The sequence below is a fragment of the Pantoea sp. USHLN298 genome (assembly GCF_037149395.1).
Lineage (GTDB): Bacteria > Pseudomonadota > Gammaproteobacteria > Enterobacterales > Enterobacteriaceae > Pantoea > Pantoea astica.
Genome location: NZ_JBBCRO010000005.1, coordinates 430,707 through 446,814, shown reverse-complemented (window position 1 = coordinate 446,814; position 16,108 = coordinate 430,707). Strand labels below are relative to the sequence as shown.

Sequence of the window (16,108 nt, the reverse complement as noted above, 5' to 3'; positions counted from 1 at the left end):
TTATACCCGGAGGAAGCCTTTTATGAGCTGCCCGCTACAGATTGGTCTGTTGCTGTTTCCTGATGTCACCCAACTGGACTTAACCGGTCCGTGGGAAGTTTTTGCCCGCACGCCGCAGTTTGCCTGTCATCTGATCTGGAAAGATTTGCAGCCGGTTCGCTCCGATCGCGGCTTATCGATTTTACCCACCGTGACGTTCGATGCCTGCCCGCCGCTGGATGTGATCTTCGTGCCTGGCGGTCCGGGACAGATTGCGCTGATGTCAGACAGTGAAACGCTGAACTTTCTGCGTCAGCAGGCCAGTCAGGCTCAGCGCGTGACGTCAGTTTGCACCGGCTCGCTGGTGCTGGGCGCAGCCGGACTATTGCAGGGTTACCGCGCCACGTCGCACTGGGGTTCGATTGATCAGCTGGCTTTGCTGGGTGCCGAACCGGTCAGCCAGCGGGTGGTACGCGATCGGAACCGCATTACCGGCGCGGGCGTGACCTCCGGTATCGACTTTGCCCTGACGCTGGTGGCGGAACTGTGTGGCGATGCCGTTGCCAGGGCGATTCAGCTCCAGATGGAGTACGATCCGGCGCCACCATTCAACAGTGGTTCGCCCCGGACCGCTCCGGCCGAAGAGGTGGAACAGGCGAGAGCGGGCATGGCAGCCTTTATCGCCACGCGTCGTCAGGCTACCGAACAGGCGGCGGCTCGGTTACAGGCTGATCAGTTTACTAACGCCGGGAATACGCAGCATCAGCAGTGAGATGACCATCGAAAACAGCAGCGTCAGGGCGATCACCAGCAGTTTATCGCCCAGCGTCTGAATCCTGATGGCCAGTGCCAGCAGATTGAAGATCAGATAGTGCAGGATGTAAACGCCGGTCATGGTTTTGCCCAGCGTGGTCAGAAATGAGGTTATCCACGGCCTGTTTTCCGGCAGCCTGATGGCATTAATGCTGATCACAATCAGCAGCACCAGCAGGTAAACCTGCGAGCCGGTGAGCACGACCTCATTGCTGGTGGCAAAAAAACGGGCGATGAAGTAGTAGCGCTCATAGAGCCAGGTGAACAGCCAGACCGCGGGCAGTAACAGCAGGCTGCTTTTGATCACGCGGTGCGACATCAGCAGGCGTATCACCTGTGGTGCCGCCATCAGCCGTCCTGACAGGTAGTAAAGCACCCAGGTCCAGATGCGGTATTGCGGCAACAGTGAAAACGCCCGCTGATTGGGGTAGAGACTGGCCATCAGATCGTAGACAAAGGCAAAGATCAGCAGCAGCAGTATCCCCAGCGCCATCTTGCCAGGCGTACGGATCAGCCGGTCGATCAGCGGATGTGAGGCATAGATGAAGATTAACGCGATCACAAACCACGGCTGGATTAAATAGCCCTTCTTGTGCAGGCCGGCAAACCAGAAAAAGCTAAACCAGAAGAGGAAAATCAGCAAAATGCGGCGGATTTTGCCCAGTTGCCAGGCTGACGTATGCTGCTCGCCCGCATCCATATAGCCGCTCAGTAAAAAATAGAGCGGCGTGGCGATGGTTGAGACGAAGCTCAGCACGTTCAGCGCCAGATCCGAGTCGTAGTGGTAGCTGTCGTAACTCTGATAAAAAGTAAAAAAGGAGACGGCAGTGATGCAGGCCAGCATCTTCAGCATCGCCAGCCCGCTTTTATTCATTTTTCGCCTCCCGCCCGTGGAAGCAGCGATAGATCACCGGCAGCACCAGCAGGGTTAAAACGGTGGCGAAGCCCAGACCAAAGATGATCACCACTGCCATGCTCTGGAAGAAGACGTCGCGCAGCAGCGGCAGCAAGCCCAGCACCGTGGTAAAGGCGGTAAGCAGAATCGGGCGCAGACGTGAGGTTGCGGCATCAATGATCGCCTGCTGCAGCGGTTTTTCCTGCTGGAACAGACGAATCTCCTCCACCAGCACGATGCCGTTGCGGATAAGCATTCCCGACAGGCTGAGCAGCCCTATCAGCGCCATAAAGCCAAACGGAATGCCGGTCATTAAGAAGCCAAAGGTCACGCCGATCAGTGCCAGTGGCACGGTGATCCAGATCGCCAGCGCGTCGCGCAGCGAGTTGAACATCAGAATGGTAATCACGAACATGGCCAGGAATCCCACCGGAAGCGAACTCAGCAAACCACTCTGCGCTTCACGCGAACTCTCCAGCTCGCCGCCCCATTCAAGCCGGTAGCCGCTCGGTAAGGCAAGTTGATCGATTTGCGGCTTCACCCGCGCCACAATCTGTGCAGCGGTCAGGCCAGAGGCGGGATCGGGATCGGTTTGCACCGTCAGCACCCGCATCCGATCGCGGCGCATAATCAACGGATTTTCCCATTCCAGCCGAAAGTCGGCGATCACATTACTGAGCGGAACGAAGTGCTGTAGTGCGGCGCTCCAGAGCTGAATATTGGCGATATGGTCGATATCCTGTCGCTCTTCATCTGTGGGATAGAGCATCACCGGCATCAGGCGGGAGCCGTCACGGAAAATCCCCACCGCATCACCGCTGAAATTCATTCTCAGGGCCTGATCGATGTCGCGTTTATCAATGCCCAGCTCCTGACCGCGCAGCGCTGAATAGAGCGGCCGGATGACTTTGCTGCGTTCCTGCCAGTCATTGCGTACCGGGAACGTGGTGCCATCCGCAAGGAAAATGGCATCCAGCTGGCTGGCAATGTGGCGCAGTTTTTCCGGGTCAGGGCCGATCACGCGCAGGGCGATGGCGCTGTCGCTGGCGCTGCCAAACTGAATGCGTTTAATCCGCTCATTGACCTGCGGATAGTGCTGCTGAATATAGGCTTCCGTTTTCAGCACTAGCGCATCGAGCTGACGGGCATCTTTCACCCGCACCATGATCTGCGCAAAGTTGCTGTACTGGCGGGCGCCATCATAGGTCAGCGTAAAGCGCAGCGCGCCCTGACCGACGGTGGTGACCGTCGCTTCTGTGGCCGGGTCCTGATTGATATAACGCGCAACAGAGGCGGCTGTGTCAGCGGTGTAGTGGATATCGGTGCCGTAGGGCAGCCAGAGATCGGTAAAAAAGATCGGCGTGCTGGAAGAGGGGAAGAAGTTCTGTTTCACCAAACCGAAGCCATACAGTGACAGTGCCAGCAACGCCACCATGACCGTCAGCGTGGTCAGCCTGAAACGCAGTAAACCACTCAGCGCCTGACGGTAAAGCCGGAAAACGATGCCCTGATAGGGCGCCTCTTGCTGCTCTGGCTGACGGGTTGGCTGGCGCTGCTCGCTCCAGCGGATAAACACCGGCGTTAAGGTCAGGGCGGTAACCCAGCTCAGCATCAGCGAAATCAGCAACACCTGGAACAGTGATTTACAATACTCACCGGTGGAGTCCTGCGACAGGCCGATCGGGGCAAAGGCGATGATGGCAATCACGGTAGCGCCCAGCAGCGGCAGGGCGCTTCGCCGGATCATCCGGGTCATCGCTTGCTGCAACGGCTGGCCGCGCTGGTGATCAATTTTGACTCCTTCAACCACCACGATGGCGTTATCGACCAGCATACTCAGCGAAATAATTAACGCTCCCAATGATATTCGCTGCAGCTCCAAACTGAACAGATCCATGATCAGCAGCGTACCCAGCACGTTGAGTGCCAGCGAGGCGGCAATCACCAGCCCGCTGCGCAGCCCCATAAACAACAGCAGCGTACCCACCACTATCGCCAGGGCCATCAGGAAGTTAAGGATGAAGCCATCGACCGACTGCTTGACCTCATGGGCCTGGTTATAGAACACGTTAAGGCTGATGCCCGCAGGCGTCTCCTGCTGATAGCGTGCCAGCTTGTTTGAAAGCGCATCGCCCACGTCAATCACGTTAACGCCAGGCGCAAACGAGACGCCGATAGCCAGGGCCGCTTCGCCATCGGCAAAGTAGAGGTTGGCCGGATTATCGGTGACGCCGCGCGTCAGGGTTGCGATGTCGCGCAGATGAACATTTTGCGGGCTGCCGGCGGGCAGAATCGGCAGGCTGGCCAGATCCTCAAGCGTCTGCAGTTCGCCAGTGGGATGGAAACGGATCGATTCACTGTCCACCCGCACGCTACCGGCATTGGCCACGCTGTTGTGGCGGCTGAGCAGATCGGCCACCCGCTGCGGTGTCATGCCGTAGGCGGTCATTTTGCTGGCCGAGAGCGCAATGCGTATCTCTTCCTGCTCAACGCCCGCCACCGCGACTTTTGCCACGCCAGGCACCAGCACCAGATCGCGTCGCAGCTGATCGGCATAGTTACGCAGTTCGCTGTTGGTGAAGTCTTTGCCGTGGATGACAAAGAAGTAGCCATAAACATCACCGAAATCGTCATTCACCAGCGGTGCCTGAACGCCCGGAGGAAACTGGCGGGCTGCATCATCCACCCGACGACGCAGTTCGTCCCAGATCTGGGGTAGCTGATCGGCGAGATAACGGGTATGGATATTGACGGTGATCTGCGACAGGCCATTTGCAGATATGGAACTGACATTATCCAGCGAAGGCAGACGTTGCAGGGCGTTTTCCAGCGGCAGGGTGACCTCTTCCTCAACCTGCTGCGCCGAGGCACCGGGATAGGCGGTCACTATTACCGCGGATTTGATGGTAAAGAGCGGATCTTCCAGTCGTCCGATATTGAGCAGGGCATAAATTCCGCCCACGCCCAGCAGCAGAATGACCATCCAGTAGCGGATCGGCTTATCGAGGAAATGCTGCTGAATACGCATTATAACCCCCGCTCGCGCTGCCAGATGCGTACCGCTTCACCGTCACGCAGTTCGCCAACTCCGGCGGCGACAATCCGATCACCCGGCTGCAGTCCGCTGACAATCTCAACACCTTGCGCACTCAGCCTGCCGACCTCAACCTGACGATCTTTGACCCGCAGCACATCGCCCTGTTGTTCCACCAGCCAGACGTGCGGCTGATTAGTCGGGCTGTGATTGGGATTAAACACGGCGGCGGCAGGCACCACCAGACGAGGCTGGGCAGGTGCGTTGGGGAGATTGTGCAACTGGACGCGCACCGAGCCGCTCAGCCCCGCCACGCCGGGTAAATCTGTCGGCCGCGGCATGGTCAGCACCACCTGATAGGTCAGCGTGGCGGCGTTGGTCTGGCTGGTGTGTTCCTTGTATTGCGCCTTAAAGACGCGTCCCGGCAGCGCATTAAACTGGACTTCGGGCTGGTAATAGATGTTCTGGATATCCAGACTGGCAAACAGGGTTTCTGGCAGGGTAAAGATCACATCCAGCAGGTCTGCGCGGGTCAGCAGCGCCACAGGCTGACCTGCCGCGACCACCTGATGATTCCGCACCTGAACCTGCGCGATCACACCATCAAACGGAGCACGTAGCGTGAGGAACTGTAACTCTTCTCTGGCAAGTTTTAACGCCGTTGCCGCCGCATCGCGATTGGCGGTCTGGATATCCATCTCTGACTTTGAAACCGCACTGCGCTGTGCCAGCGTGCGGAATCGCTGGTACTGACGTTCCGCCAGTTGCAGGCTGGTCTGACGGTCACGCACCCGTAATTGCGCTTCGGTGTCGTTGAGGGTCGCGAGAGTCTGTCCCGCTTTTACTGTTGTTCCGTCACGAATATCCAGCGTAACCAACTGGCCTGCGCGCTTAAAAGCCAGATCGGTGTTGTCACCAGCCTGAATACGCGCAGGAAAAACACGGATATTTTCGGCGTGATTGCTTTCCAGGGTGAAAACTTTAATTACGCGCGGAGGTGGCGCATCAGGCTCTTTTTTCTCGTCACACGCTGTCATAAAAACACAACAGAGCAAAACGGAAATAACTTTGTGTTTGATCATTTTCTTCGCCTTAACATCAGCTATTTTAGCCGCGGTTTAATAAGCGTTGAGGAATAAAGTTACCTGATGCTTATCGCCACCGATTTAAAAATAAGTTTAACGCACTCAAAATATTTTTAGCCAGACGGCAGTGCCGCTTCGTTTGTTACCTATTAGTTTGCCATTTGCGAGACGACCAGCCAGGTCAATAGCCCCACCAGCGTGGTCGCGGCAACCGCGAGAATAACGAAACCGCAAAGCACGATAATGCTCTGTTTTTTCATCAATGTTTCCTTTTGTCTGCCACGATCTGAAACGGTGCAGAGTGCACGAACAGGTATAAACCTGAGTTAAACAAAAACAACGTTGTCATTCTGATAATATAGGTTAAATTTAATTTAGCCATTTCCTGTCATCCACCATACCTTTTTTGCTGAAAAATGATGTCGGTCATTACCTGTGGGTATCGTATCCCGCAAAATGCATTTTTTTAAATTTCGCGTTTAATTCATCGCTTAATGGCACGGGGTTTATATATGCTAAACAACGAAAAACAGGATAAAGCGCCGGCTTTATCAGAGCGTACCTGGTATCAGCGTAGTGTGACAGAGATATTTACTGACCTGCAAAGTTCCTCAGCGGGATTAACCTCCGCTACCGCTCAGGAGCGGCTAAAGAAATATGGTCCGAACGCACTGCCACAAAAAGCGGAAAAATCGGCGCTGATAAAATTTATCGCGCATTTCAAAGATGTACTGATTTATATCCTGCTGGCAGCGGCGGTGATCACGGCGATCATGGGCCACTGGGTGGATACCTTTGTCATTCTCGGCGTTGCTGTCATCAATGCGCTCATCGGTTTTATCCAGGAAAGCAACGCCGAGAAATCTTTGAAAAGCATCCAGAACATGCTGGCGAATGAGGCGATGCTGGTGCGTGATGGAAAGCAGGTCACCGTGCCGACGCGGGATATCGTGATTGGCGATGTGGTGATGCTACGGCCCGGCGATAAGATTCCGGCTGATTTGCGGCTGTTCGAAGTCAACAATCTGCGGGTTGAAGAGGCGATTCTGACCGGTGAGTCGACGGTGGTATCGAAAAGTGTCGATACGCTGAGCGGCGAAAAATCGCTGGGCGATCGCCTGAATCTGGCCTTTTCAGGCACCACCGTCAGTTCAGGCACTGCGGCGGGCGTGGTCATTGCCAGCGGAGGAGATACCGAACTCGGCCATATCAATGAGATGATCAGCGGCATTAAAGAGGTGAAAACGCCGCTGCTGGTGCAGATCGACAAGCTGGGGAAAGCGATCTTCTTCATCATCCTGCTGATGATGGTGGCGCTGTTCATTTTTGGCTACCTGCTGCGCGATATTCCGCTGGGCGAACTGTCGCTGTCGGTTATCAGCCTGGCGGTTGCTGCGGTTCCGGAAGGGTTGCCCGCTATTATTTCCATCATCCTGTCGCTGGGCGTGCAGTCGATGGCGCGTACCCAGGCGATTATCCGCAAGCTGCCTACCGTTGAAACGCTGGGTGCGATGTCCGTGATCTGCTCGGATAAAACCGGCACGCTGACGATGAACGAGATGACGGTAAAAGCGGTGGTGCTGGCGAAAAGCCGCTGGCGCGTCAGCGGCAACAGTTATGAACCGAAAGGGGAGATTGTTGCCGAGCAGGCTACAGGCGACGGCGCGAATGCGGCGCAGGACCCGCTGTTTCAACAGTTCCTGCACGCGGTAGACACCTGCAATGAAAGTCAGCTTCGTCAGGACAATCAGGGACACTGGACCATTGTCGGTGGCCCGACCGAAGGTGCGCTGAAAGTGCTGGCGGCGAAGGGGATGACCAGCGCCGTGCCGGTTGAGGTAGTCAGCAAACTGCCGTTCGACTCCCTGTATAAATATATGTCGGTCAGCTGTGTGGCCGGCGGTGAATCCTATGTGCTGCTGACCGGCGCACCCGATGTGCTGCTGAATCTGTGTCAGCAGCAGCAAACGCCGGAAGGCGTCGAGCCGATTGACCGTGCTTACTGGGACGCAGCCATCACGACTTACGCCAGTGAAGGATTACGCACCGTGGCCGCGGCCTGGAAGAAAACCGCTGCGCCGGTTACCTCGCTCGATCATGATGAGCTGAAGCATGACATGGTGCTGCTGGGGCTTGCCTGCATGATGGACCCGCCGCGCCCTGAAGCGATCGCGGCCATCGATGAGTGCCAGCAGGCGGGTATTCGCGTCAAAATGATCACCGGTGACCATCAGGAAACCGCGATGGCGATCGGTCAGATGCTGGGTATCGGCAACAGCCAGGCCGCCATCACCGGTTATCAGCTGGAACACATGAACGATGCCGAGCTGGCTGAGGCGGCGAAAACTTACGATATCTTCGCCCGTACCAGCCCGGAACATAAACTGCGGCTGGTAAAAGCGCTGGAAGCCAGTGGCGAAATCGTCGGTATGACCGGCGACGGCGTCAACGATGCGCCGGCGCTGAAACAGGCTAACGTCGGTATTGCGATGGGGATTAAAGGCACCGAAGTGACAAAAGAAGCGGCAGATATGATCCTGGCTGACGACAACTTTGCCACTATCGCCGCTGCGGTAAAAGAGGGACGTCGGGTTTACGACAACCTCAAGAAGACCATTCTGTTCATCATGCCGACTAACCTGGCGCAGGGCTTGCTGATTATTATCGCCATCCTGATGGGTAACCTGCTGCCGCTAACGCCGGTGCAGATTTTGTGGATGAACATGGCGACCTCTGCCACGCTGTCGTTTGGTCTGGCATTTGAACCAGCGGAAGCGAATGCCATGCGGCGTCCGCCGCGCAATGTGAAAGCGCACGTCATGGATGGTTACGCCATCTGGCGCGTGGTGTTTGTCGGCCTGCTGATCTCCATCAGCGCCTTCGTGCTGGAAGCCTGGCTGCAACCGCGTGGCTACAGTGCAGAATTTATCCGCACCGTGCTGCTGCAGATGCTGGTTACCGCACAGTGGGCCTATATGCTCAACTGCCGTAACGCTGATGGCTTCTCACTGGATCGCGGTCTGCTGAAAAACCGCGGTATCTGGCTGGTGACGCTGGTACTGATCGTGCTGCAGGCGATTATTATCTATGTGCCGCTGATGAATACGCTGTTTGGCACCCGTCCGCTGCCGATCAACTACTGGCTGATCTCCCTGATTGTCAGTATGGCGATCTTCATCGTGGTCGAGATAGAAAAACGTCTGACCCGTTCATGGCGTAATAAAGCCGCCTCACTGCGTTAATGTTGTCTGTGAGTCCTGCTGTTGCGGATAGCCCGCCAGCAGGACTTTTTTGATCAGATAGGTTAACGGTATCGCCAGTATTGCCCCGGTTATGCCCAACAGTGCCTGCCAGAACAGAAACGCCAGCAGCTGGCTGGTTAAGGACATATCAAGCCGCTTTCCAATCAGCAGCGGTTCAATGACTGAACTCAGACAGAGATTCAGCACCATAAAGAAGCCGGCCACCGCCAGCGCCATCTGCAGATCAAACAGTATGTAACTCTGGATCACCGGCGGGATCGCCGCCAGAAACGAGCCCAGCACCGGCACATAGTTAAAGACAAACATCAGCACGCCCCAGAAAAAGGCAAATTTCAGACCCAGCAATTGCGCGCCGGTTCCGACAATAAGCGCGCCCAGCAGGCTGGTCAGGGTTTTGACGCGGGCATAAACAATCACGCTCAGTATCCCTTCCTGCAACGCCTGATAAATCGCCTGATGCTTTCCGGCTACCCGCTGCTGAAGCGCGCGTTTCAGCAACGGTAATTCATACAACATAAACAGCAGCATCAGAAAAACCATGATCCACCAGGAGATAACGCCGGGGATCTGCGTCAGAAAAGCGGTGACAATCCGCACCACGGCACCGGCATCGATAAAGGTTAATAGCTGGTCGGGCGTCATGCCGATATCCAGCCGGGCGAACACAAGCGTGAGCTGTTCCAGCCGGGCTGCCAGCAGCAGCGGTGCCTGACGGCTGAGCTGCATCAGATCGGGGGTCAGCACCGTCAGTTTAATGATGGTAAATACCACCACCATCAGCATCAGAATAATGACCAGTAAGGTCGACAGAATGCGCGGTATGCGTTTCCTCTCCAGCCAGCTGATAAGCGGATCGAGCATGATCGATAACAGCATCGCCAGCAGGACCTGGTTAATCCACGGCGCGGCCAGATACAAACCGCTGAGAATGATAGTGAGTGAGGCGAGAACAAAAAGTACGCGGGCCAGAGGCGGCCAGAGAGTGAACCAGCTCAGTTCCATGAGGGCGCTCCTTGATTGAGGATAGTTTGCAGTATAGATGAGCGGCAGATGACGGTGCTTTGCGTCAGGTCAGACGGCAGTGTATCCGGCAGGCGTGACGGTTTCCGTTCTGGCTGTTGATAAATTCAGGAAGCCAGCCCTTTTTTTCCTGAGGAAGATGGTTTATTTTTAAGGAAATGATCATTTCCTAAAGGTAAGGCGATGGGCCATCATCATCCGGTAAAAGAGCGGGGCCGGCCGCGAGAATTTGAGACTGACGCGGTGCTGGACAGCGCGATGCAGATCTTCCGCGAAAAAGGGTATCACGCTACCTCGATAGGCGATCTCAGCCGCGCGATGCAGCTCACCACCGGCAGCATTTATAAAGCGTTCACGGATAAACGCTCGCTGTTCGCGCAGGTGTTTGCACGCTACCTCTCATTACGCAACGTCGCGCTGAGCGAGCGGCTGGCGCAGTGTGAAAACGGTCGCGCCAGGCTGGCAGCACTGCTGCAATTTTATGTGGAATCGGTACGTGATATTGAAGGCGAACGCGGCTGTCTGGTTGCCGGCAGTGCCGTTGAACTGCAGACGCTGGATGACGATCTGGCCGATGCGGTCAGTGACGCGCTGACGCGCAATCAGCAAAATCTGCGGCAGCTTATCGTTCTGGGGCAGCAGGATGGTTCGATCAATGCAGCACTGAATGCTGAAGCGACCGCCTCGCTGCTGTTATGCATTGTGCTGGGAATGCGGGTGGCCGGTAAAGTGGCTGCCACCCGACCCGATGAGAGCGTTATCCCGCTGGCCCTGAAAATCCTCGACTAAATTTTTTAGCTAATATGGAAACGAACGTTTCCTAAATTATGGAGCGACATCATGCAATATCCTCAACACTATCAGCATCACTTTGCCAGCGTGGATGAGATCCGTTTTCACTATCTTAGTGCCGGGCGAGAAAACGCGGACGTGGTGGTGCTGCTCGCCGGTTTTCCGCAAAGCAGCTATGCGTGGCGAGACGTCATCCCTGGGCTGGCTGACCACTTTCATGTCATTGCGCCTGACCTGCCAGGACAGGGCGACTCGGACTTTCCTGCTGAGGGTTACGATACCGATACGGTGGCGCAGCGGGTGATGGCACTGTTACAGCAGCTGGGCATGACGCGTTTTCATCTGGTGGGGCACGATATTGGTGCCTGGGTGGCCTGGTCGCTGGCGGCGCAGTATCCGCATCACGTCAGCCAGCTGGCGCTGCTGGATGGCGGCATTCCGGGCATTACGCTGCCTGAGTCGCTGCCGTTAGCCGGCGATAACGCATGGAAAACATGGCATTTCGCCTTTCACTGCGTCAGCGACCTGCCGGAAGCGATGATTGCGGGCCGGGAAGGGATTTACCTGGATTGGTTTTTTAATCGTAAAGCGGCCAATCCCCGCCAGATCGACGCGGCCGCGCGGGCTGAATATCTGCGCATTTACCAGCAGCCGGGAGCGTTGCGTGCCGCACTGGCCTATTACCGCGCCGTCGATCAGTCAGCCCGTCAGAACCGCCAGCGCGCGCAGGCCGGGAAGCTGGCGCTGCCGTTACTGGCGGTCAGTGCCGATCGGGGGTCGATTCCGGATATGGCGGCACCATTACGCGCGGTGGCGCACCAGGTCAGCGGTGCGGTTATCCTGAACTGCGGTCATTTTATTCCCGATGAGCAGCCGGAAAAATTAGTGGAACTGTTGACGCGTTTTTTTATTCGCTGATCCGCTAAGCGGGTAACCGTGGCAGTGTGTCTGCCGTATCGCCTCCGGCCGCCAGCGGCAGGCAGGCGGTGCTAAGCGGGACTGCTGATATCCTGATGCTGATTAAACAGGCTCAGGGTCGGTCCGGTTTTGAGCTGTTTTCTTCAGCCAGAAAATCTTTCTCATCAGCCCGGCAGAGGACGAAAATTCTGTTCTCCTTCAATAAATCGCTGCTGACGTAAATGTGCTTGTCAATTAACGCTAACCTGCCATGCTGGGCCCCCTTTTACCGGGGATGGCCCTAATGTGTATTCATGAGGTTCGCTAAATTTCAATGCCCATTCTGCGGTGACAGGAAGTTTACCTATTCTCTCCTGTCTGACATGAAGAAAGGTGCTCACGGAGCAGTCTGTTTTGGATGCGGCAGGCCGGTAACCGTGGCAAATTTTCAGAGGCTTACGCTGGTCAAAAAATAGCGTAATCCGACAGAGGTTTTGTTAATTATTTTCAGCCAGTGAACCAGTGAAAATGGTTAATCAGCGTTTCCTCAACCTGATTAACTGCCAAATATAGGTTTTATAGAGTATTTCCCATGAAAAACGTTGTGTTAAGCATGCTTGCCAAAATCTCTAAAATTGATGCGGCAACCAAACAGTTAACTGCCCGCGTCGAGGCTCAATCGCTTCTGATCAGCGCGCTGGTGCTTGCAGTGAGTAAGCAGGGCGGTGTGACTGAAATGATGGAAAGCGCCGGAAAGGCCATCAATACCATTATTGAGTCCGTGGATACCGATGAGGTGCTGAAATCGGATGCGGCCATTCTGCTGCACGAACTGCAGGACTTACTCATGATGGCCCGGACTGTTGATGGTGCCGCGGCTGAAATCGATCAGGATGGGCTTTCTGACATCACCGGCGTTTCTGCCGCAGAGGATGTGCAGCATAAAAACGAGCAGTAGCCGGATACCTGCCGGGCTAACCGCCGCTTATTACTCCCGCAATCTCTGTACCAACGACTATCAACGTTTCCCGGGGAGAAGCCCCGGGAAACGAGCCCGCGTAGTGTGCACGCCATTAAGCATTACGACGGTTACGTACTTGACCGTGCCACATCCGGTAGCAGGCAACCTGGGTAAGCAGACAGAACCTTCTGCGCGGTAGCGTATCAACAGGTTGCTGCACCAACCATAATCTGCCTGTGCTACTCCGCTTCCGTCCCGACCGTACTCACACCCTATTGGCCGTTGCCCGCTTATAACACCTCTCCGGCCGGTTTAACTCAGCAGATCGCATTGGCAACTGATGCCGGAACGTTCAGCGCCTTAGTAAATATCAGCGCTAAAGCGATGATCGATAACCGGTTCCACAGACCAGCAAGAGCCTCGTGGCGATCCGTGACGGGCATCATGGCAGGAAGGATCTTAAAGCCGCCTGTCAGAGTATTTTTTGGCAGGCCAGTAAGCGTCTGGCATAGTTAAGGCTGAATCGCTTTACCCTGCTCATCAAGCAGATCGGTCAGGAGTGCCGTGCCATCGCTCCCGACGCGGAATGCCCCGTAACGTGCCTGCGCGAAACGCTCGCCATGGCCTTCCTGAAAGAACCAGGCGTTGGTGCCGACGGTCAGCGAGCCAGAATGTTGATGGTATTTCACCCGTAGCTGATTCGCCTGCAGAGGCTCACCGTGATCAAACCGGGCCTGAGTCGCATGACGCTGCGCATCGAGGTCAACAATCAGCGTCCCGCTGGTGGGCAGGCAGGGCGCTGACAGGGTCGCGCCGCAGGTCTCAGCCTGCTGATACAACCTCAGTTCCAGAGGTCGGGTCAGGGCATAATTCAGCGCCATGTAATCACCCTGCATCAGGGATCGCGGGTCAACCGGCGCAAGGGGTAAAATCATGACCGCGCCCTGTTTCAGCACCTGCTCTTTTTGCCAGATGCTGACATTGACGGCCACCAGCGCCAGCGCTATCACTGCGCCTGCCAGCCATCGGCTCTGTTTACGCATTCTCACTGGCACCTCCGATCGGTGCGGGTAACACTTTTTTGACTCCCCATACCAGCCCCAGTAAAACCAGACCACCGACCATCAGCAGCAGGGATTTTTGCAGCAGAGTAACCGCCAGGAAGTAATACCAGCCAATGACATACAGCACCATGAAACCGCCACTGACCACCAGTAATCCCTGACTTCCCTGATAACGCGCCATCAGAATCAACCACAGGCCCAGTCCAATACCCGGTGCATAGAGGGCGACAGCCCCGCAGATCAGGGCGGCGGGCAGTGTGATTATCGAAAACAGCGACTGGCCATTCCTTTTCTGACTGAGTGCACTCAGCACTAAGCCTGCCGCGATCCCTGTGCCTGTCGCAGACTGAAGCGTAGTCAACTGCGCAGTTGACCAGATGAAATCCGTGAGATACGCCGCGTTTATCCCGAGGAAACTCAGCAACATCAGACCAGCCGGGATGCCATACAGCAGGGGATGTACCGCGTCAGCGTACGGCCCTGCCTGTAACCTCAGCTGATGACTGACGATCCACAGCCACCAACACGTTATCGCCGCCACCACTCCGCAAACAGCAAGGCGGCCAGAAGTCGGCGACAGGGACAGCCGGGCCAGAGAATGGCCCGCCAGCACCAGAAAAAAGGTCAGGGCAGTGATGGCCATAAATCGATAAGTGCGGTCGGGCATAGCCACCGCCATCGCGGCCAGGATCGGCACTGCACACAGTGAACTGAGCATAAGGAAGCTGACGTCATTGCTGTGGATTTGCAGCAGAACGCCGGATATCAGCCCGCAGGTCGCCGCAATTGCCCATGCCAGCCCGAGGTGATGTTTACCGTCACGCTGACTGCGCAGCAGGCCGCGCGCAATGACGGCGAGCAGCAGTGAAGGAAGAATAAGGGTGGCGGCATTCGGTTGGTCGAGTAAGTCAGCGGTATAGAGCAGCAGTATCAGCAGTAACAGAATGATGATCGCTGCGATCCAGCCACCGACGCTTAGCGCCAGCCTCAGATACCAGGGCAGGTCGGAGGCGAGATCGCGTTGCTGAATTTCTTCAATCTGCGAGGCGCTTAGCAAACCCTGCTGACGCAACGTGTCTGTCAGTAAGGTCAGCCTGGCCGGAACCCGATCGATCGGCTCCTTTTCAACCATTTTGCGTTGCCACTTCAGCAGGATAGAACCATTTACCGCCAGCCAGAATGCCATCAGGGCACCGGTCAAAAACAGATCGCCCGTATCGTAGGCGTAAAGAAATAACCGCATGATTAGCGCACAACCAACAACAGTCAGACTGGCGATGCCCAGCGTCAGCATGCAGAGATCCTGATAGCGGTAACGGTACAGGTAATAACCTGCCAGCAGGGTGATCGCCCAGCCGACCGTGATGTAAGTAAAGTGGTTGTTACCGTCCCAGTCAGAAATGTTCCCGGCCACGATGGTGGTCAGCAGCAGCAGTAAAAATCCAGCCATCACCCGTGAGAACCAGCGACTTGCCAGCCAGCTCTCAGGATGATGCGTTATCGCCCGCCACGCCAGCGCTTCCCTGATAATCAGGCAGGCGGCCAGCAGCGCCAGATATCCGTGAAGCACCGCCGACGGGAGTCGGGTGAAGCTGTCAGACACGGCGAGATCCAGCAGTGAGGTCGGCATCGTGGTGTAATAGAGCTGGAACGCCAGGTTAGCGACCAGCCAGCTGCAAAACCACAGGCTGTTTTGCCGGGCAATCAGCGCCAGCGGCAGAAGAACGCATAACCAGGCCCGGAATAGCTCCCAGCTGTCAGCCCCGGTCTGATAAATCTGCCCATAAAGCGCAAACAGGGCACCGAAACTTAACCCTGCTGCCAGCAATGCGCTGCGTGCCAGCGTGCTGTACCAGCGCCACCAGACCACCACCGCCAGCGCGACAATCAGCAGTTCAGCCAGGGCAAATTTCGCCATCTTCGGCAGCCACGCCCAGTTCCAGGCAATAAAGAACACCGATCCGGCAACCAGTGACAGTAATCCCAGACAGCAAAGAACCGGGATAAGAAACTGACGCCATTGAGCATCTGACGGTCTGATACCACAAAAAGCATAGATGCGCTGGCAGGTCTCCGGGGTCAGGCTTCCTCCTTTCACCAGGCGTGCAGTCTGACGGCAAAGATACGCTGCCGTGCGTGACGGCATACCGGTTATGCCCTCGGGTGCAATCTCCCTCATACTTTCCCTGCCTCTGTTTGCGGAGTTACTTTTAATGTTAACGACGGGTCTTCCCTGCGATCAATCCGCGTGTCGGTGAGTAACACTCTGCTGAGCGGCAGAGCCGCGGATAAGTTTGCTGAATAA

The 16,108-nt window shown here is 56.0% G+C and carries 11 protein-coding genes; 5 read left to right on the top strand and 6 right to left on the bottom strand.

Annotation, left to right across the window (positions count from 1 at the left end):
- The first annotated feature begins 22 nt into the window (after window positions 1–22).
- The gene (locus tag WFK59_RS15575; RefSeq protein WP_336756303.1) at window positions 23–751 is read left to right on the top strand and encodes a DJ-1/PfpI family protein; all 729 of its coding nucleotides are present in this window, start codon (window positions 23–25) and stop codon (window positions 749–751) included.
- On the opposite strand, the gene WFK59_RS15570 is transcribed toward WFK59_RS15575, so the two are convergent.
- The 3 genes from WFK59_RS15570 to WFK59_RS15560 are packed head-to-tail and all read right to left on the bottom strand — an operon-like array spanning window position 701 to window position 5,803.
- Window positions 701–1,666, bottom strand: coding sequence for an acyltransferase family protein (locus WFK59_RS15570; protein ID WP_336756302.1), 966 nt, complete (start codon window positions 1,664–1,666; stop codon window positions 701–703). The two genes, WFK59_RS15575 and WFK59_RS15570, sit on opposite strands and share 51 nt — an antisense overlap.
- A complete protein-coding gene (locus WFK59_RS15565; RefSeq protein WP_336756300.1) occupies window positions 1,659–4,715 on the bottom strand; it encodes an efflux RND transporter permease subunit in 3,057 nt (1,018 codons plus the stop codon). Before WFK59_RS15565 ends, WFK59_RS15570 begins: the two co-directional genes overlap by 8 nt.
- A complete protein-coding gene (locus WFK59_RS15560; RefSeq protein ID WP_336756299.1) occupies window positions 4,715–5,803 on the bottom strand; it encodes an efflux RND transporter periplasmic adaptor subunit in 1,089 nt (362 codons plus the stop codon). Before WFK59_RS15560 ends, WFK59_RS15565 begins: the two co-directional genes overlap by 1 nt.
- Before the next feature lie 515 nt (window positions 5,804–6,318).
- Here WFK59_RS15560 and WFK59_RS15555 point away from each other — a divergent pair.
- The gene (locus WFK59_RS15555) at window positions 6,319–9,048 is read left to right on the top strand and encodes a cation-transporting P-type ATPase (protein WP_336756298.1); all 2,730 of its coding nucleotides are present in this window, start codon (window positions 6,319–6,321) and stop codon (window positions 9,046–9,048) included.
- Here WFK59_RS15555 and WFK59_RS15550 read toward each other — a convergent pair.
- The gene (locus WFK59_RS15550) at window positions 9,037–10,071 is read right to left on the bottom strand and encodes an AI-2E family transporter (RefSeq protein WP_336756297.1); all 1,035 of its coding nucleotides are present in this window, start codon (window positions 10,069–10,071) and stop codon (window positions 9,037–9,039) included. The genes WFK59_RS15555 and WFK59_RS15550 overlap by 12 nt on opposite strands.
- 201 nt (window positions 10,072–10,272) lie before the next feature.
- Between WFK59_RS15550 and WFK59_RS15545 the strand changes: the two genes are divergently transcribed.
- From WFK59_RS15545 to iraP, 3 genes are all read left to right on the top strand, one after another.
- Window positions 10,273–10,878 (top strand): TetR/AcrR family transcriptional regulator, encoded by a 606-nt coding sequence (locus WFK59_RS15545; RefSeq protein ID WP_336756295.1) that lies wholly within the window; start codon window positions 10,273–10,275, stop codon window positions 10,876–10,878.
- 51 nt (window positions 10,879–10,929) lie between these two features.
- Complete coding sequence (locus WFK59_RS15540; protein ID WP_336756292.1) at window positions 10,930–11,799, top strand: alpha/beta fold hydrolase; 870 nt, start codon at window positions 10,930–10,932, stop codon at window positions 11,797–11,799.
- Window positions 11,800–12,370: 571 nt separating this feature from the next.
- A complete protein-coding gene (gene iraP / locus WFK59_RS15535) occupies window positions 12,371–12,736 on the top strand; it encodes an anti-adapter protein IraP (RefSeq protein ID WP_336756290.1) in 366 nt (121 codons plus the stop codon).
- Window positions 12,737–13,251: 515 nt separating this feature from the next.
- Here iraP and WFK59_RS15530 read toward each other — a convergent pair.
- Both WFK59_RS15530 and WFK59_RS15525 read right to left on the bottom strand, forming a co-directional pair.
- Complete coding sequence (locus WFK59_RS15530; RefSeq protein ID WP_031377585.1) at window positions 13,252–13,782, bottom strand: GDYXXLXY domain-containing protein; 531 nt, start codon at window positions 13,780–13,782, stop codon at window positions 13,252–13,254.
- Window positions 13,775–15,982, bottom strand: coding sequence for a DUF4401 domain-containing protein (locus WFK59_RS15525; RefSeq protein ID WP_336756287.1), 2,208 nt, complete (start codon window positions 15,980–15,982; stop codon window positions 13,775–13,777). The genes WFK59_RS15530 and WFK59_RS15525 overlap by 8 nt, the downstream gene beginning before the upstream one ends.
- Window positions 15,983–16,108 lie beyond the last annotated feature (126 nt).